The organism is Actinomadura barringtoniae (assembly GCF_017573505.1).
In the GTDB taxonomy this organism is placed as follows: Bacteria; Actinomycetota; Actinomycetes; order Streptosporangiales; family Streptosporangiaceae; genus Spirillospora; species Spirillospora barringtoniae.
Genome location: NZ_JAGEOJ010000037.1, coordinates 1 through 16509, shown reverse-complemented (window position 1 = coordinate 16509; position 16509 = coordinate 1). Strand labels below are relative to the sequence as shown.

Sequence of the window (16509 nt, the reverse complement as noted above, 5' to 3'; positions counted from 1 at the left end):
CTCCCTAATAGCTGAAGGGCCAGGCCTTCCAGTAGTTGCGGATCCGGGTCCAGACGCCGAAGAGTCCGCGGGGTTCGAGGATGAGGAAGACGATGATGAGCAGGCCGTACAGCACCGACTCGACCTGGAAGATGTTGGGGCTCTTGTCGGACTCGGAGCTGATGAACGGCAGCACGCCGGGCAGCTCGCGGGTGAGGCGGGGGAGCAGGGTGATGAACATCGCGCCCATGATCGAGCCGCTGATGGTGGCCGTGCCGCCGATCAGGATCATCGCGATGAACTGGACCGACAGCAGCAGGTCGAACGAACCGGGGTCGAAGTAGCCGGCCACGGTGTACATCAGCCCGCCCGCGATCCCGGCGTAGAACGAGGAGATCGCGAAGGCGAGCAGCTTGGTGCGGCGCAGGTCCACGCCGATGATGGCGGCGGCGATGTCGCGGTCGCGCACGGCGGCGAACGCGCGGCCGATCCGCGAGCGCATCAGGTTGCGGGCCAGGACCGCGAAGACGACGAGCAGGACCAGCATCAGCAGGTAGAGCTTCTGCTCCTTGCTGTAGGCGCCCGACTGGTCCAGCCGTACGCCGAACAACTCGGGCACCGCGGCGGGACGGCCGACGCCCGGACCGCCGGTGAGCGAGTCCCACTCCTTGAAGATGTGCCCGCCGAGGAAGACCAGCCCGAGCGTGACGACCGCCAGGTAGAGGCCGCGCAGGCGGGTCGCGAGCGGCGCGACGATGACCCCGGCGAGCGCGGCGGCGAGCCCGGCGGCCAGCAGCCAGACCGGCAGGAACGTGATGCCGAAGCCGATGGTGTCGCCGTCCGGGTCGCCCGAGATGGCCGCGCCGGTGTACGCGCCGATCGCCAGGAAGAACGCGTGGCCGAGCGAGATCTGCCCCGCGTACCCGGTGACGATGTTGAGGCCGATCGCGCCGATGGAGGCCACGAGCCCGGCTGCGAGCAGGGCCAGGATGTCGTCGGTCAGCATGAACGGCGCGAGCAACGACGCCACCAGCAGCGCCGTCAGCCAGCGGCGCTTGGCCGGGGTGTCCAGCAGCGCCGTGTCCTGCTTGTAGGAGGTGTAGAGCTGAGGCCGCCCCCGCGGCCGCCGCCGGTTGATGAGCGCGGTCCCTGCCGGCCCGAGGGGGGCCGACCCTCCACGCCCCCCGGCGCTCCTCCGGAGCGTTTTCATACCCGTTCGACCTCCGGGGTGCCGAACAGGCCGTACGGTCTGATGAGCAGGACCAGGAGCATCAGCACGTAGGGCGAGACGACCGCGAAGTTCTGGCCGAGCCAGGGCGCCATGTCCGCCTGGTAGGTGCCGACGAGCGACTCGACGAGGCCGACCGCCAGACCGCCGATGACCGCGCCGCCGAGGGAGTCCAGGCCGCCCAGGATGATGGCGGGCAGGGCCTTCAGCGCGATGATCCACAGGTTCTGGTCGACGCTGGCGCCGGTGCCGACCAGGACGCCCGCGATCGCCGCGAGGCCGCCGGCCATGGCCCACGACACGGCGAAGACCGAGCCGACCGAGATGCCCTGCGTGAGCGCCGTCTCCTGGTCGAACGCCGCCGCCCGCATCGCCAGCCCGAAGCGCGTGTAGCGGAAGAACGCGAAGAGGACGACGACCATGACCGCGGTGATGACGAGCATGGCGATGTAGCGCTGCTGGACGGGCACGCCGAGGATGTCGACCGTGTGGAGCTTCCACGGGTCGCCGACCTGGCGCACGTCCAGCCCGACGAACGCGTCGACGACGACGCGGATGACCACGTCCAGGCCGAGCGTGATGATCGCGACCGCGAAGACCGGCTTGCCGACCATGGGCCGTACCGCGACGCGTTCCACGCCGAGTGCGAGGAGCGCGATCGCCAGGGCGGAGAGGATCAGGCCCGCGTAGAAGCCGACCGAGCCCGTCAGGTAGGTGATGAGCACCGCGCCCGCGAGCATGAACGAGGGCTGGGCGAAGCTGATGACCCGGGTGGACTTGTAGATGATCACGAAGCCGAGCGCGAGCAGCGCGTAGATCGACCCGTTGCCCATCCCGCGCGCGATGCTCTGCCAGAACTCGGTCATCGGCCCGTCTCCCTCATCGCAGTGTCCGTTTCACCGCAGGGCCCGTCCGCCGTACAGCTCCTCGATCAGGTCGGCGAAGGCACGCTCGACCGCGCGCCGCTTGACCTTCTGCGTCGCGGTCAGCTCGCCGTCCTCGTGGTCGAGCTCCTTCGGCAGCAGCCGGAAGTCCTTGATCTGCTCGGGCCGGGCCAGGCCCGCGTTCACCTCGCTGACGACGTCCTGGACCAGCGCGCGCACCTCGTCGCGCTCGGACAGGTCGCGGTAGGTGGTGTAGGGGATGCGGCGGCGGGTCGCCCACTCGCCGACGGTGTCCAGCTCCACGCCGATCAGCGCGGTGAGGAACGCGCGCCGGTCGCCGAGCACGATCGCCTCGCGGATGTACGGGGAGACCTTCAGCTCGTTCTCGATCATCGGCGCGGCGACGTTCTTGCCGCCCGAGGTGATGATGATCTCCTTCACCCGGCCGGTGACGCGCAGGTGGTCGCCGTCCCAGGCGCCGAGGTCGCCGGTGCGCAGCCAGCCGCCGGGCTCGACCGCGCGGCGGGTCGCCTCCTCGTCGCGCCAGTAGCCGGCGAACGTGCCGGGATGGCGGGTGAGGATCTCGCCGGTGTCCTCGTCGAGGCGGATCTCGCAGCCGGTATGCCGCTCGCCGACCGTGCCGAGCTTCACCCGGCCGGGCCGGTTGGAGGTGGCGATCGCGGTGTTCTCGGTCATGCCGTACACCTCGTGCATCGCGACCCCGATGCCCATGAAGAACTTGAGCACCTCGGGGGCGATCGGCGCCGCGCCGGACGCCGCGTACCGCACCCGGCGCATGCCGAGCCGCTCGCGCAGCGCGCGGAAGCAGAACACCCACCCCACCGCGTACAGCAGGCGGGTGGTCAGGGTGTGGCGGCCGCCGTGGCGGACGAGGACGGAGCCGATGCGGTCGGCGAGGCGGAGCCAGAAGCGGGTCGTCCAGCGTTTCACCGGCGTCGCCGAGCCGAGCCGGATCTCCACGCTCGCCAGGATCTTCTCCCAGATGCGCGGTACCCCGAACAGGATCGTCGGCTGCACCTCGACCAGGTTGGCGGGCACCGTCTCGATCGACTCGGCGAAGTTCACCTGCACGCCGGTCGCGGCGTTGAACCACGTCGTGAAGATGCGTTCGGCGATGTGGCAGAGCGGCAGGTAGGACAGGATCAGGTCGCGCGGCCCCGGCGGCGGGTCGCTGAACCCGCCGCCCTCCACCAGGGCCGCGATCGCGAACTCCACGTTCGCGACCGTCAGCATCGCGCCCTTCGGCGGCCCGGTCGTGCCCGAGGTGTAGGCGAGCACCATCACGTCCTCGGGCCGCGCGCCCGCCATCCGCTCCTCGACGGCGTCGGCGTACTCCTCACGGTGGCGCGCGCCGAGGTCGAGGAGGTCCTGCCAGGACATCAGGCGCGGGTCGTCGTAGCGGCCCGCGATGCCGCGCGGCTCGACGTAGACGATGCGTTCCAGATCAGGCAGGTCGGCCGTCGTCTCCAGCACCTTGTCGAGCTGCTCCTGGTCCTCGGCGATGAGGATCTTCGAGCCCGAGTGCCGCAGCAGGTAGCCGACCTCGGCCGCCGGGTTGGTCGGGTAGAGGCCCATCGTCGTGCCGCGCACCGCGACCGTGGCGAGGTCGGTGTAGAGCCACTCGCGCCGGTTCTCCGCGTGCACGGCGACCCGGTCGCCGGGCTCCACGCCGAGCGCGAGCAGCGCGTGCGCGACGGTCAGCACGGTGTCCCAGTACGTCCCCCAGGTCACCTCCTGCCAGATGCCCAGGTCCTTCTCGCGCATCGCGACCCGGCCGGGCGTCTCGACCGCCCGGTCCCGTACGCGCGTGGCGATCGTGGTGGTGTGCACAGCCGTCTTGAGGTCGGTCATGTCGGTCACGAGGCCTTCCCGAGGTACGCGCGGATCACTTCGGGGTCGTTCCGGATCTCGGTGGGGGAGCCGAGCGCGATCGCGACGCCGAAGTCGACGACCAGCACCCGGTCGGCCAGGTCCATCACCAGGCCCATGTCGTGCTCGACGAGGATCATCGGGATGCCGATCTCCTCGCGGATGTCGAGGATGTAGCGGGCGGTGTCCTCGGTCTCCTCGAGGTTCATGCCGGCGACCGGCTCGTCGAGCAGCAGCAGGCGCGGCTCCATCGCCAGCGCCCGGCCGAGCTCGACGCGCTTCTGGATGCCGTACGGGAGCAGCCCGACGGTGTGCCGCCGCCACTGCTCCAGCTCCAGGAAGTCGATGATGTCCTCGACCGCGGCGCGCGCCGCCAGCTCGGCCCGGCGGGCCCGCCCGAGCCAGGCCATCGCGCTGAGCGCGCCGTAGCGCAGCTGCTGGTGGCGGCCGAGCATCAGGTTGTCCAGGACGGTGAGGCCGGCGAACAGCTCCACGTTCTGGAACGTGCGGGCGATGCCGAGCCCGGCGATCTCGTGCGGGCGGCGGCCGATCAGGTCCTGCCCGTCGAACGTGACGCGCCCGCGCTGGGGCCGGTACACGCCGGAGATGACGTTGAAGATGGAGGTCTTGCCCGCGCCGTTCGGGCCGATGACGGCGAACAGCTCGGAGGGCTCGACGCCGAACGAGACGCCGTCGATGGCCGCGACCCCGGCGAACGACAGCCCGACGTCGGAGAACTCCAATATGGGGCCCGCAGGCGGTGGCGCGGGCGGTGGTGCGTTCACGACAGCCACCGCTTCCGGCGCCGGTAGTGCTTGACGTCGCGGAACGAGCGAGCCGCGCCCTCGGCGCCCAGGCCCAGGTAGAACTCGCGGATGTCCTCGTCGGCCAGCAGCTCGCGGGCCGGCCGGTCCATCACGATCTTGCCGGTCTCCAGCACGTAGCCGTGCCCGGCGATGGCGAGGGCCATGGCCGCGTTCTGCTCGACCAGCAGCACCGTGGTGCCCTGCCGGTTGATCTCGAGGATGATGTCGCGGATCTGCTCGACCAGCCGGGGCGCCAGGCCGAGGCTCGGCTCGTCCAGGAGCAGCAGCCGGGGCTGCGACATCAGCGCCCGCCCGACCGCGAGCATCTGCTGCTCGCCGCCCGACAGGTAGCCCGCGGTCCTGGTGCGGCGGTCCTTGATGACGGGGAACAGCCCGTACACCCGGTCCAGGCTCTCGCCGAGGCGGGACGGGCTGGTGTGCGCGCCCAGGCGCAGGTTCTCCTCGACGGTGAGCTCGGCGAAGATCCGCCGGCCCTCCATCACCTGCCGGACGCCGAGCCGCACCACCCGGGCCGGGGCGAGCTCGTGGATCGGGCGCCCGTCCAGCTCGACCGCGCCCTTGGTGACCTCGCCGCCGTGCACGTCCAGCAGCCCGGAGATCGCGCGCAGCAGGGTGGTCTTGCCCGCCCCGTTGGCGCCCAGCAGGGCGACGATCTCACCGGCCGGGACCTCGAGGCTCACGCCCCGCAGGACCAGGATCACATCGTGGTAGACGACCTCGAGGTTCCGCACACTCAGCATGAGTGCCGCCCGTTCCTAGAACGCGACTCGACTCAGTGCATGCGAGTGTGACCCACGTCTCATCGTGAGACAAGGGGCGAATGTGTCCCGTCGGTCTCCGTTGCGTAACGCCGCGCCGGATCGCTCACCGTCCGGCGGGCCGCGGTCACTGCGAGGAGTAGTGCAGGATCACGTCGTGCACGTGGTGGGTCTTCTCGGCGCCGCGGAACTCGACCTCGTACAGCTGGGTCCCGACGTGGATGGCGATCGTGCCGGAGGAGAAGTAGGCGCCCGCCCACGACTTGTTGCTGACGACGCTGACCGCGCTGATCTTCCCGTACGGCACGCTGGTGATCGCGACCCGCTTGCCGACGAACGACTTGTCCTTGATGATCACGCGCTTGTCGGTGAGCGCGAGGAAACCGGTCCCGACCCCGACCGCGTCGTACACCGCGATGATCTGCTCGCCCGGCAGCAGGCCGCTCTCGATCTGCTTGAGCTGGTCCGACTTGTCGTGCGGAATCCCGTTGCCCATCTGGCCTCCTCGTATCGCCGTCATCGGTGAGTCTGCCACGTTCGCTGGCCTTGCCCCGGGCGGGGCGCGCACATCCCCTTGGCGCCCCTTGCCTCCCCTTGCGGACCTTTGCCGCCGTTCTGTCTGACTCGTGACTCGACAGATGCGTCCGGAAGCGGTCAGTAAGGCATCGATACGCGCGAGTCCTGGAAGGTCTGGAATACGTTCTTGATCCGCGCCAGGATCACGCCTCAACGGGGAGGGGACCTGTGAGTCCCGGGATCGACACCACGCTCGCGTCACCGGCCCGGATCTACGACTTTCTGCTCGGCGGCAAGGACAACTACGGGGTCGACCGCGCCGCGGCCGAGGAGATCATCGGCCTGGTGCCGGACGCGCCGCTGGCCGCCCGCCTGAACCGCGCGTTCCTCACCAGGGCCGTCGAGTACCTGACCGCGGCCGGCATCCGGCAGTTCATCGATGTCGGCGCGGGCCTGCCCACCCAGGGCAACGTGCACGAGGTGGCGCAGCGCGCCGCCCCGGAGGCGCGGGTGGTGTACGTCGACAACGACCCGGTCGTGCTGGCGCACGGGCGGGCGCTGCTGGAGACCAGTTCGGGCGTGGCCGTCATCGAGGGCGACCTGCGGCGCCCGGAGGAGATCCTCGCCGACGCGCGCGTGCGCGAACTGATCGACTTCGACCGGCCGGTCGGGCTGCTGCTGATGGCGGTGCTGCACTTCGTCACCGACGAGGACAAGCCGCACGCGCACGTGCGGCGGCTGACCGACGCGCTGCCGCCGGGCAGCCACCTGGCGGTCTCGCACGGCTGGACGGGCGGGCTGGGCGAGACGGCCTTCGAGGCCGCGCAGGTGATCTACCGCCGTACGGGCTCCGCGGTCCAGCCGCGCGACCCCGGCGAGGTCGAGCGCTTCTTCGACGGCCTGGACCTGGTGGCCCCCGGTGTCACCTGGCTCTCCGAGTGGCGGCCCGTTCCCGGGCGCGGGGTGCGGCCGTCCGATCCGGCCCGCAGCTGCTTACTGGGTGCGATGGGGCGCGTCGGAGAACGATGACCGCGACCTGGACACCGTTCCGTCCGAGCCTGGACACCAACCGCCCCGGGCGGATCGGTGTCCAGGCCCGGGGCGGCTGCCGGTGTCGGCTGTCGGCTGTCGCCTGTCAGCCGGAGAGCTTCGCCAGCTCGGCGTCCACTGCGCGCTGGTGCGCCTCGGCGTCCTCGCGGGCGCGCTTCGGGTTCCAGCGCCCTCGCATGGCGAAGACGAACGGGATGAAGATGACCTGGCCCGCGACGGCGACCAGCCACCAGGTCCGCCACTGGCCGGGGCCGTCCTTGGCCGCCTTGGCGACATCGGGCCCGTGCTCCTTCAGCACCGCCAGCTGCGGCTGCGCCTTTTGCACGGTCTGCAGGCCGGGAACGCCGACCTCCTGCGCGGCGCGGGCCTGCAGGTCCGCCGGGGCCTGACCGGGCGGGTACTTGCCCAGTTCGGCGAAGATCTGCGGGTGCGCCTGAACGATGGCCAGCGCCGGGGCCGCCTGGGCCTGCGCCACCTGCACCTCGTGCCCGTGCTCGACGATCGGTGTCACCGACGTCACCACGATCGGGACGAACGCGGCCGAGACCGCGACGACGATGCGCAGGATCCAGCCCCAGACCGCCAGGCCCGTGGCGGTCGCGGCGGGATTGTGCTCCTCGACGGTCTCGGTGTAGGCCGCCATCCACGGCGCGTACGCGATGCCGCTGAAGACCGCGATCCACACGAACAGCCAGGCGAAGGTGTAGTAGCCGGTGTCGTGGTGGGTGGCCAGGATCGCGAAGACGATCGTGCCGGCCAGCGCCCCGACGCCGCCGACCAGCATCAGCGGCTTGCGCACGCGCAGCCGGTCGGAGATGAGCCCGGCGGCGATCAGCGCGATGGCGGTGGCCGCCCAGTACCAGTTGGCGACCGCGTTGGCGCGCTGCTCGGTGTAGCCGAACGTCGAGGAGAAGTAGATGACGATGTTGCCGACCAGGCCGTAGTAGAGCAGCAGGAAGACGCTGATCGCGAACGCCGGGCCGATCACGTCCAGGCGCATCATCGCCCGCCAGTGACCGGCCATCTCCTTCTCCGGGTCGATGCCCCGCGCCCGGGCCTCGACCAGCGCGCGGTCGTGCAGGCTCACCATGATCTGGTCGCGCAGCCGCGGCGACAGCTCGCGCAGCCCGAACAGCGCGATCACGAACACCACCAGCGCCGAGATCCCCGCGTAGCGCAGCTCGTCCTGCCAGGTGTGGTCATCGAGCGTCGCGCTGGTCACGGTCGTGACGATGAGGCTGCCGATGACCGGGCCCATCGTCCAGGAGCCCATCGCGGTCGCGCGGCCGACCTGCGGTGAGAAGTCGCGGATGAGCGCGGGCGTGGCGACCAGGACGATGCCCTCGATCACGTTCAGGCCCGCGAACATCAGCAGGTAGACGGTCTTGTTCGAGGCGCTCGGCAGCAGCAGGACGAGCACCCCGGCGATCAGCAGGCCGTACACGACCAGGTTGGCGCGGCCCCAGCGGTCGGCGAACCCGGCCAGCAGCGACGCGAACGCGCCGACCGCGTTCCCGACCACCGACAGCAGGATGAAGAAGCCGAAGGTCATGCCGTAGTGGGTCATGATCGACGTCGCCACGGCGTACTGGATGTAGAGCAGGTAGTACAGGACGATCGTCGTGGCCACCACTATCGCCAGGTAGGCGTAGCGCGGCCCGGTCTCGGGATAGTGCGCGAGGTCGCGGCGCCAGAGGCGGGTCATCAGACCCGGTGCCGGCGTGGCGCCGACCGCCGTGCTGGATGGAGTGACGGACACCAGTTCCTCCAGTTGGGTGATGGGCCCCGAAAGAACCGTCCCCCGCGGTCGGACGCGTACGTACCGACCGCCCGGTATGTCCGTGAAAGTAGCCAGCGACCTGGGCTATGTCAATGAATCCGTTCTGGGAAGATGGTCCACGTGATCGAGAGGACCAAGGTTCCCCGGGGCGAGGCGCGCGAGCGGATCCTCGCCGCGGCGACCAAGCTGTTCGGCGCGCAGGGCTACGAGGCGACGACCACGCGGCAGATCGTCGAGGAGGCCCGGGTCACCAAGGGTGCGCTCTACCACTGGTTCGGCACCAAGGACGAGCTGCTCACCACCATCTACCGCGGCCTGCTCGCCGAGCAGACCAGCCGCCTGGCCGCCATCGCGCACGGCGGCGGCCCGGTCGACAAGCGCCTGTACGCCGCGGTCGCCGACCTGTTCGACCACATGAACGAGCACTACGAGCCGCTCACCGTCTGGGCCCGTTCGATGCACCTGGTCGAGGGCGAGGGTGCCGCCGCCGTCCGCCGCGACCGGCGCCGCTACTACGAGATCTTCCGCGACCTCATCAAGGAGGGCCAGGCCGCCGGCACCGTCCGCACCGACGTCCTGGCCAGCGTGATCACCCACACCTACCTGAGCAGCGTCATCCAGATCCACACCTGGTTCCACCCCGGCGACCCGCTCACCCGCATCGAACTAGGCCGCCAGATGACCGCCCTCTTCATGGCCGGCATCCGCCCCGAACCCGAGGGTGAGGCCTAGGGCTCAGGCCGGTCGAGGGAGCCGTGCTGTGCTGCGGCGTGGAGAGGGGGTTCGTTCATGCGCCCGATCTTGCATGCCGACCCTGACAAACCGGGACGTTCGCCGGGGCGGCGGGGGTCAGTTGCTCAGTGCCGCGTCCTGCTGGATCCGCTCGAACTGGGCGCTCATGGCCTCGGCCAGGGCGGTGGCGGCCGAGAGGGGGCGGACCATCACCGTGAGCTCGTCGATCAAACCGTCCTCGTTCATGTGCAGGAAGTCGCAGCCGTGCACCTCGCGGCCCTGGACCGTGGCCTCGAACATCAACGCGTGGTCGCGGCCGTCGGCGCTCGCGATCTCACGGACGTAGGTGATGTCCTGGAAGACCCGGGCGACGCCGCGCAGGATGGCGACGGTGATCGCCTTGCCCGGGTACGGCTTGAACGCGACAGGGCTGGTGAACACCACATCCTCGGCGAACAGGTCCTCCGTCGCCGCCAGATCTCCCTGTTCCACGGCCTTCCGGAAAGGATGCATCGTTTCCCCTAGTCAACTCGTTGATTAAATTCAGGATACTAGACTAGTTGAGTAATGGCAGAGGTGCATATGAGGGCTGTTACAGTCGCCTCATGTCGTTGCGCAACGCGGTCATGGCCGTTCTCCTGGAAGGCGAGGCGTCCGGCTACGACCTGGCCAAGAGCTTCGACGCCTCGGTGGCCAACTTCTGGATGGCCACCCCCCAGCAGATCTATCGGGAGCTGGACAAGATGGCGGCCGAAGGGCTGGTCCAGCCGCGCCTCGTTCAGCAGGATCGCCGCCCCAACAAGCGGCTGTTCTCGCTGACCGAAGCCGGTCGCCGCGCCCTGCACGAGTTCACCGCCGAGCCGCCGCGTCCCGTGGCGATCCGCGAGGAGCTCATGGTGCAGGTCCAGGCGGTCGACGCGGGCGACGTGGAGGCGGTCAAGCACTCCCTGCGCGAGCGCATGAGCTGGGCCGAGGCCAAGGTCGCCCGGTTCGAGCGCCTGCGCGCGCGGCTGCTGAACGGCCGTACCGAGGCGGAGTTCCTCGCCGACGCCGACCGCATCGGGCCGTATCTGACGTTGATGCGGGGCCTGACGTTCGAGCGTGAGAACGTCAGCTGGGCCAAGCAGACCCTCGCCATCCTGGACCAGCGCACCAAGACCCACGCGGAGTAGCCATGCCCTACGAGCGTTATGTCGCGGTCGGAGACAGCCAGACAGAGGGCCTGAACGACGGCACCGAGGAGACCGGGTACCGCGGCTGGGCCGACCGGTTCGCCGAGCTTCTGGCCGCCGACAACCCCGGTCTGGAGTACGCCAATCTCGCCGTCCGTGGCCGCCTCACCGCGCGTATCAGGGCCGAGCAGACCGAGCCCGCGCTGGCGATGAAGCCCGACCTGATCACCGTGATGTCGGGGATGAACGACCTGGTCCGCCCCGGCTTCGACGTGGACGCCGTCTGCGCCGACCTGGACACGATGCTGCGGGTCTTCACCGCGTCCGGGGCGACGGTGGTCACGTTCACCTTCCCCGACGTCGCCAAGATCGCGCCGTTGGTCCGGCACCTGCGCCCCAAGGTCCTCGACCTGAACGACCGCATCCGGGCCATGGCGGGCCGCTACGGCGCCATCGTCGTCGACACGTTCGAGTACCCGATCACCACCGACCCGCGGCTGTGGAGCACCGACCGCATCCACGCATCGCCGCTCGGCCACGCCCGCATCGCCGCGGCGACCGCGCACGCGCTGAAACTGCCCGGGTCGGACCTGAGCTGGACCGAGCCGCTCCCCGGGCTGCCGCCCGTTCCCGCGTGGCGTCGCGCCTCGACCGAGGCCGGCTGGGCAGGCACGTTCCTCGGGCCCTGGATCCTCCGCCGGCTCCGGGGCCGTTCCTCCGGCGACGGCCACTTCGCCAAGCGCCCCGAGTTGGCGCCCGTCGCGTCCGCGAGCACCCCGGATCCCTGATAGGAAAGCGGGGTGACGATCGGGGGTGCCAGGTCATGGGCGTAGTGCGGATCTCGCGGCCCAACGCGCGGTTCCAGCAGTGGGAGGCGCTGCTGCGCAACCAGAACAAGCGCCAGCGGTCGGGGGAGTTCCTCGTCCAGGGCGTCCGGCCGATCACTCTCGCCGTTGAACGCGGCTGGACGGTCCGTGCGCTGATCTTCGACGCGGAACGGACGCTGTCGCGTTGGGCGAAACAGATGCTGGAACGCGCCGGGGCCGAGCACGTCGCGATGGCCCCCGAACTGCTGCGCCAGCTGAGCGGCAAGGACCAGGAGGTCCCCGAGCTGGTCGCGGTCGTCGAACTGCCTCCCGACGACCTGTCGCGCATCCCCGTCACCCCGTCCTTCCTCGGCGTGGTCTTCGACCGTCCGAGCGGGCCCGGCAACATCGGCACCCTCGTACGCTCGCTGGACGCGTTCGGCGGCGCGGGGCTCATCATCACCGGTCACGCCGCCGACCCATACGACCCCAAGGCCGTGCGCGCCTCCACCGGGTCGCTGCTCGCCATGCCGGTCGTCCGCGTCGACTCCCACAAACTCGTTCTGGACTGGGTCGCCAAGGCGCGCGCCGACCAGCCGCTGACGGTCGTCGGCACCGACGAGAACGGCGACTCCGACATCGCCGGGGTCGACCTGACCGGCCCGACCCTGCTGGTGATCGGCAACGAGACCGCGGGGCTGAGCGCGGGCTGGCGGCAGGGCTGCGACACGATGGCGCGCATCCCGATCGGCGGCGCGGCCAGCTCGCTGAACGCCGCCAGCGCCGCCACGGTCGTGCTCTACGAAGCAACCCGCCAGCGGCTCTAGCCCAGCGGCTCTAGCCCAGCGGCCCTAGTCCGGCGGCCCTAGTCCGGTGGGAGCATGCTGTGGCCCGGATGCCGCGACTCGGGCGGGAGAACGGGCTCGATCCGGTACATCGAAGGCATGCTCGTACCGGGCCGCGTCGTTCGTTCCGGAGGGAGCCCGGCGAGCGCGCTGATGAGGTCGTGGGCCGTGAGCAGGCCGACCAGCGCACGGCCGTCGATCAGCACGGCGACGTAGTCGCAGCCCGACTCGAGCATCGTCCGCGCGGCCTCGGGGATCGCGTCGGCGGGGTTCGCCGTCGCGCCCACCCCCGCGCGCAGCAGGGACCGGACGGGACGCCGCGCGCGTTCGGGACCGGTCGGCTCCCAGTTCGCGGCGATCGTCTGGGCATCGATGACGCCCATGAACTCCGCGTCCTCGGTGAGGACGGGCAGATGGTCGACGCGGGCCCTGCCCATGAGCTCCCAGGCCATCAGGATCGAGTCGTCCGGTGTGACCGTGAGCAGGTCGGTCGCCATCACGTCGGCGACGGTCCGTTCTTCCAGTGCGGGTAGCGCGTTCATCCGACCTCCCTCATGACGGACACCCCGATCTCAATCTGCGCCCCGGGACACGGGACCCACAGAGTCGAACGACCCGGGTGATCTGAGGACCAAGGTCCCTTCTGGCGAAGGCGGCCGTGCCGGGTGATACTGGGCGCGTGTCGACCTCAGGTCCGCCGCCGCATGAGGAACGGGCGAGGTTGAGCCTTCCTCACCTGCGCTTGGACGATCTGCTGGCGGAGCTTCAGGCGCGGTTGGAGGCTGCGCGGGCGACGCGTGATCGTGTGCACGCGCTGCTCGAGGCGGTCGTGTCGATCGGGAGTGAACTCGATCTGGCGACGGTGCTGCGGCGGATCACTGAGGCGGCGACCACGCTCGCGGACGCCCGGTACGGCGCGCTCGGGGTGATCTCCGAAGAGGGCGAACGGCTGGTCGAATTCGTCACGGTGGGCGTCACGCAGGAGGAGATCGACGCGATCGGCCACTGGCCCCACGGGTACGGCATCCTCGGCCTGCTGATCAAGGAGCCTGAGCCGCTGCGGTTGTCGGACATCGCGGCGCATCCCGAGTCGTACGGCTTTCCGGACAACCATCCACCGATGCACCGGTTCCTGGGTGTGCCGATCCGGGCGCGCGGTGGGGTGTTCGGCAACCTGTACCTGACCGAGAAGCGGGGCGGGGCGGAGTTCGACGACGAGGACGAGGTCGTGGTGTCGGCCCTGGCCACCGCCGCCGGCGTCGCCATCGAGAACGCGCGCCTGTACGAGGAGACGCGGCGGCGTGAACGCTGGCTGCAGGCGACCGCGGAGGTCTCCACCGCACTGCTGTCGGGCACCGACCCGGGGGAGGCGATCGAGCTCGTGACGCGGCGGGCGCGCGAACTCACCGGCGCGGCCCTGGCCACCATCGCGCTCGCCGACGAGGCCGCCGAGGAGATCACCGTCGTCGCGGCGAACGGCGCGGGAGCCGCCGCCCTCATCGGCCTGCGCGAGTCACTGGCCGAGAGCGCCGCCGAGCCGGTCTACCGCACCGGTGCCTCGGGCCGGTTCGAGGACGGCACCGAGGTCGAACGCCCCATCGGCGCGGTCGACCCCGCCGCCGTCGGGCCGGTCATGATGGTGCCGCTCGGGACCGGCGACTCCGCGCGCGGCGTGATCACCATGATCAGGCCGCCGGACGGCGCCGTCTTCGACGAGGCCGAGCAGCGGCTGCTGGAGACGTTCGCCGCCCAGGCCGCGATCGCGCTGGAGGTCGCCGAGCGCCGCCGCGACGCCGAACGGCTCGCGCTGTTCGAGGACCGCGACCGGATCGCCCGCGACCTGCACGACACCGTGATCCAGCGGCTGTTCGCCACCGCGATGTCGCTGATGGCCGCCATCAAGATCACCCAGAAGCGCGAGGTCGCCGTGCGAGTCCAGCACGCGGTGGACGACCTGGACGACACCATCCGGCAGATCCGTTCCACCATCTTCCAGCTCCAGGCCGAACCCGACGGGCAGAGTCTGCGCAGCCGCCTGCACGCGGTCGTCGACGCCTGCTCGGAGAACCTCGGCTTCGCCCCGTCCGTACGGCTGGACGGCCTGCTCGACACCGCGGTCGACGACGGCGTCGGCGACCAGCTGCTCGCGGTCGTCCAGGAGGCGCTGTCCAACGTGGCCAAGCACGCCAAGGCACGCGAGGCCGCGGTGGTGATCGACGTCGGCGACGACCTTGTCCTGCGCGTCGAGGACGACGGCGTCGGCATCCCCGAATCCGGACGGCGCAGCGGCCTGGCCAACATGGCCCAGCGGGCGGCGGCACTCGGCGGCTCGTTCACGACCGCGCCCGGCCCGCACGGCGGCACCTGCCTCACGTGGAGGGTCCCGCTCTGAGCCGGTGCACGGCCGGGTCCGTTCAGACGGCCGTGCCCTCTCGTTCAAACGGGACCTTCGCCCCTATGGGGCATCCCCGGCGGTCGAGTCTCCTGAAGGGGTACTGCCGGCGAGGGGGGATCGCCCGCGAGGAAGGGGACCGTCATGACGCGCATGGGTGGAGCGCTCACCGCCGCTTCGATCTCCGGTGAGCCGTTTCTGAACGGCATGGCGTTCCCGCAACTGGCGCGCCTGGCCACGGCCGCGCACGCCGTCGCCTTCGAGCCCGACCGCCAGATCTTCGCGCAGGGCGGGCAGGCCGAGGGGTTCTGGCTGATCCGTACCGGCGCCGTCGCCCTGGACATGCGCATCCCCGGGCAGAACGCGCTGACGGTCGAGACGCTGCACCCGCGAGCGGTGCTGGGATGGTCCTGGCTGTTCCCGCCGCACGAGTGGAAGTTCGGCGCCCGCTGCCTGCAGCCGGTCACGGCCGTGGAGTTCGACGGCAAGCTCGTACGAACGCTCTGCGCGGCCGACCCCGAGCTGGGGCTCGACCTGCACCGCCGCTTCGCCAAGGTCCTCATCGAACGGTTGCAGGCGACCAGGATCCGTCTCCTCGGCATCTATTCGCAGGCCACCGAACTGAACTGGCCCACCCCCTGATCGCGGAGGAACCATGGCCACCAGCCCTGGCACCAGCCCTGGCACCAGCCCTGGCACCGGCCCTGGCACCGGCACTGGCACCGGCACTGGCACCAGCACTGGCGTCCTCGTCGGGTACGACGGGAGTCCGGACAGCGAGAAGGCCCTGCGCTGGGCGGCCGAGGAGGCCCGGCTCCGGCGCCTGGACCTGCTGATCTGCCACTCCTGGCGATGGCCCTACCCGAAGGACTACGTCGACGACGCGGTCAAGGCGACCATCGAGCGCCTGGGCGCGAACCTGCTGAACGAGGGCGTCGCGCGCGCCCGGCGCCTGGTGCCCTCGGTCAAGGTCCACAAGCGGCTGATGACGGGCCCCGCCTACGCCGCGCTCGATCTCTGCGCCCCCGAGGCCGAACTGATGATCGTCGGCTCCCATGAGCGCAACGAACTGCCTGCCGCCTCCACGGCGCTCCAGCTCCCCGCTCGTTCCCACCGCCCAGTGGTCGTCGTCCGCCGTTCGCCCACCGCGCGGAACCGGGTGGTGGCCGGAGTCGACGGCTCGTCCGGAGGCGACGCCGCGCTCGCGCTCGCCTTCGAGGAGGCGGCGCTCCGCGACTGGGACGTGCTGGCCGTCTACGGCTACTGGGAACCGGCGGCCTTCATCGGAACGGACCTGGCCGGCCTCTCCGACCCCACCGAGCTCAAGCACGCCTGCGCCACCCGCCTGGAGGGCGCCGTCGCACCATGGCGGGTCAAATATCCGCAGGTGGAGGTCCACACACAGCTGGTCCCCAGGGGACCTCGCGAGGCGCTCCTGGACGCCGTCCAGACCGCCGACCTGCTGGTCGTCGGCGACCGTGGACGCGGAGGCCTCGATCCCCTGCTGCTCGGCGCGACCACCTCCGCCATGCTCCAGCTGGCCCCCTGCGCCGTCGCCGTCGTCCCCTCCCCGGCATCATTCGGGACCAAGGGACCCAGAGCATTAAGACCAACGGCTCCTACGGACGGGTGATCGGCGGAGCGACTGTG

The 16509-nt window shown here is 70.6% G+C and carries 17 protein-coding genes; 8 read left to right on the top strand and 9 right to left on the bottom strand.

Annotation, left to right across the window (positions count from 1 at the left end; translation table 11 throughout):
- Positions 1-4: 4 nt before the first annotated feature.
- The 6 genes from J4573_RS50890 to J4573_RS50865 all read right to left on the bottom strand — a co-directional run bounded on the left by J4573_RS50890 (position 5) and on the right by J4573_RS50865 (position 6062).
- Positions 5-1189, bottom strand: coding sequence for a branched-chain amino acid ABC transporter permease (locus J4573_RS50890; protein ID WP_208263691.1), 1185 nt, complete (start codon positions 1187-1189; stop codon positions 5-7).
- Positions 1186-2073: a branched-chain amino acid ABC transporter permease gene (locus J4573_RS50885; protein WP_208263690.1), complete on the bottom strand. Its 888-nt coding sequence runs from the start codon at positions 2071-2073 to the stop codon at positions 1186-1188. Before J4573_RS50885 ends, J4573_RS50890 begins: the two co-directional genes overlap by 4 nt.
- 30 nt (positions 2074-2103) lie before the next feature.
- The gene (locus tag J4573_RS50880; protein WP_243774943.1) at positions 2104-3963 is read right to left on the bottom strand and encodes an AMP-dependent synthetase/ligase; all 1860 of its coding nucleotides are present in this window, start codon (positions 3961-3963) and stop codon (positions 2104-2106) included.
- 5 nt (positions 3964-3968) lie between these two features.
- Complete coding sequence (locus J4573_RS50875; protein ID WP_208263688.1) at positions 3969-4766, bottom strand: ABC transporter ATP-binding protein; 798 nt, start codon at positions 4764-4766, stop codon at positions 3969-3971.
- The gene (locus J4573_RS50870; RefSeq protein WP_208263687.1) at positions 4763-5548 is read right to left on the bottom strand and encodes an ABC transporter ATP-binding protein; all 786 of its coding nucleotides are present in this window, start codon (positions 5546-5548) and stop codon (positions 4763-4765) included. The genes J4573_RS50875 and J4573_RS50870 overlap by 4 nt, the downstream gene beginning before the upstream one ends.
- A gap of 145 nt (positions 5549-5693) precedes the next feature.
- Complete coding sequence (locus J4573_RS50865; RefSeq protein ID WP_208263686.1) at positions 5694-6062, bottom strand: PH domain-containing protein; 369 nt, start codon at positions 6060-6062, stop codon at positions 5694-5696.
- 248 nt (positions 6063-6310) lie between these two features.
- Between J4573_RS50865 and J4573_RS50860 the strand changes: the two genes are divergently transcribed.
- The gene (locus J4573_RS50860; protein WP_208263685.1) at positions 6311-7111 is read left to right on the top strand and encodes an SAM-dependent methyltransferase; all 801 of its coding nucleotides are present in this window, start codon (positions 6311-6313) and stop codon (positions 7109-7111) included.
- A gap of 106 nt (positions 7112-7217) precedes the next feature.
- Here the strand turns inward: J4573_RS50860 and J4573_RS50855 are convergent, their stop codons facing one another.
- Complete coding sequence (locus J4573_RS50855; protein ID WP_307797539.1) at positions 7218-8891, bottom strand: MFS transporter; 1674 nt, start codon at positions 8889-8891, stop codon at positions 7218-7220.
- A gap of 141 nt (positions 8892-9032) precedes the next feature.
- Here J4573_RS50855 and J4573_RS50850 point away from each other — a divergent pair, with 141 nt between their 5' ends.
- The gene (locus J4573_RS50850; protein ID WP_208263684.1) at positions 9033-9644 is read left to right on the top strand and encodes a TetR/AcrR family transcriptional regulator; all 612 of its coding nucleotides are present in this window, start codon (positions 9033-9035) and stop codon (positions 9642-9644) included.
- 117 nt (positions 9645-9761) lie between these two features.
- On the opposite strand, the gene J4573_RS50845 is transcribed toward J4573_RS50850, so the two are convergent.
- Complete coding sequence (locus J4573_RS50845) at positions 9762-10157, bottom strand: nuclear transport factor 2 family protein (RefSeq protein WP_208263683.1); 396 nt, start codon at positions 10155-10157, stop codon at positions 9762-9764.
- 92 nt (positions 10158-10249) lie between these two features.
- Here J4573_RS50845 and J4573_RS50840 point away from each other — a divergent pair, with 92 nt between their 5' ends.
- The 3 genes from J4573_RS50840 to J4573_RS50830 are packed head-to-tail and all read left to right on the top strand — an operon-like array spanning position 10250 to position 12449.
- A complete protein-coding gene (locus tag J4573_RS50840; RefSeq protein ID WP_208263682.1) occupies positions 10250-10816 on the top strand; it encodes a PadR family transcriptional regulator in 567 nt (188 codons plus the stop codon).
- Positions 10817-10818: 2 nt separating this feature from the next.
- The gene (locus J4573_RS50835) at positions 10819-11604 is read left to right on the top strand and encodes an SGNH/GDSL hydrolase family protein (RefSeq protein WP_208263681.1); all 786 of its coding nucleotides are present in this window, start codon (positions 10819-10821) and stop codon (positions 11602-11604) included.
- A 35-nt stretch (positions 11605-11639) separates the two neighbouring features.
- The gene (locus J4573_RS50830; RefSeq protein ID WP_208263680.1) at positions 11640-12449 is read left to right on the top strand and encodes a TrmH family RNA methyltransferase; all 810 of its coding nucleotides are present in this window, start codon (positions 11640-11642) and stop codon (positions 12447-12449) included.
- Between the two features lie 38 nt (positions 12450-12487).
- Here the strand turns inward: J4573_RS50830 and J4573_RS50825 are convergent, their stop codons facing one another.
- Positions 12488-13009 (bottom strand): CBS domain-containing protein, encoded by a 522-nt coding sequence (locus tag J4573_RS50825; RefSeq protein WP_208263679.1) that lies wholly within the window; start codon positions 13007-13009, stop codon positions 12488-12490.
- A gap of 179 nt (positions 13010-13188) precedes the next feature.
- On the opposite strand from J4573_RS50825, the gene J4573_RS50820 reads away from it, so the two are divergent.
- The 3 genes from J4573_RS50820 (at position 13189) to J4573_RS50810 (ending at position 16492) form a co-directional block, all read left to right on the top strand.
- Positions 13189-14859: a sensor histidine kinase gene (locus J4573_RS50820; RefSeq protein ID WP_243774932.1), complete on the top strand. Its 1671-nt coding sequence runs from the start codon at positions 13189-13191 to the stop codon at positions 14857-14859.
- A 144-nt stretch (positions 14860-15003) separates the two neighbouring features.
- Positions 15004-15501, top strand: coding sequence for a cyclic nucleotide-binding domain-containing protein (locus J4573_RS50815; RefSeq protein ID WP_208263677.1), 498 nt, complete (start codon positions 15004-15006; stop codon positions 15499-15501).
- A gap of 13 nt (positions 15502-15514) precedes the next feature.
- Positions 15515-16492, top strand: a complete 978-nt coding sequence (locus J4573_RS50810; protein ID WP_208263676.1) for a universal stress protein — start codon at positions 15515-15517, stop codon at positions 16490-16492.
- Positions 16493-16509 lie beyond the last annotated feature (17 nt).

What these genes read in the sequence shown, in the direction of transcription:
- J4573_RS50865 (WP_208263686.1), bottom strand. Translation starts at nt 6,062, where the DNA reads ATGGGCAACGGGATTCCGCACGACAAGTCGGACCAGCTCAAGCAGATC.
- J4573_RS50830 (WP_208263680.1), top strand. Translation starts at nt 11,640, where the DNA reads ATGGGCGTAGTGCGGATCTCGCGGCCCAACGCGCGGTTCCAGCAGTGG.
- J4573_RS50810 (WP_208263676.1), top strand. Translation starts at nt 15,515, where the DNA reads ATGGCCACCAGCCCTGGCACCAGCCCTGGCACCAGCCCTGGCACCGGC.
- J4573_RS50835 (WP_208263681.1), top strand. Translation starts at nt 10,819, where the DNA reads ATGCCCTACGAGCGTTATGTCGCGGTCGGAGACAGCCAGACAGAGGGC.
- J4573_RS50840 (WP_208263682.1), top strand. Translation starts at nt 10,250, where the DNA reads ATGTCGTTGCGCAACGCGGTCATGGCCGTTCTCCTGGAAGGCGAGGCG.
- J4573_RS50885 (WP_208263690.1), bottom strand. Translation starts at nt 2,073, where the DNA reads ATGACCGAGTTCTGGCAGAGCATCGCGCGCGGGATGGGCAACGGGTCG.
- J4573_RS50825 (WP_208263679.1), bottom strand. Translation starts at nt 13,009, where the DNA reads ATGAACGCGCTACCCGCACTGGAAGAACGGACCGTCGCCGACGTGATG.
- J4573_RS50880 (WP_243774943.1), bottom strand. Translation starts at nt 3,963, where the DNA reads ATGACCGACCTCAAGACGGCTGTGCACACCACCACGATCGCCACGCGC.
- J4573_RS50890 (WP_208263691.1), bottom strand. Translation starts at nt 1,189, where the DNA reads ATGAAAACGCTCCGGAGGAGCGCCGGGGGGCGTGGAGGGTCGGCCCCC.
- J4573_RS50870 (WP_208263687.1), bottom strand. Translation starts at nt 5,548, where the DNA reads ATGCTGAGTGTGCGGAACCTCGAGGTCGTCTACCACGATGTGATCCTG.
- J4573_RS50845 (WP_208263683.1), bottom strand. Translation starts at nt 10,157, where the DNA reads ATGCATCCTTTCCGGAAGGCCGTGGAACAGGGAGATCTGGCGGCGACG.
- J4573_RS50815 (WP_208263677.1), top strand. Translation starts at nt 15,004, where the DNA reads ATGACGCGCATGGGTGGAGCGCTCACCGCCGCTTCGATCTCCGGTGAG.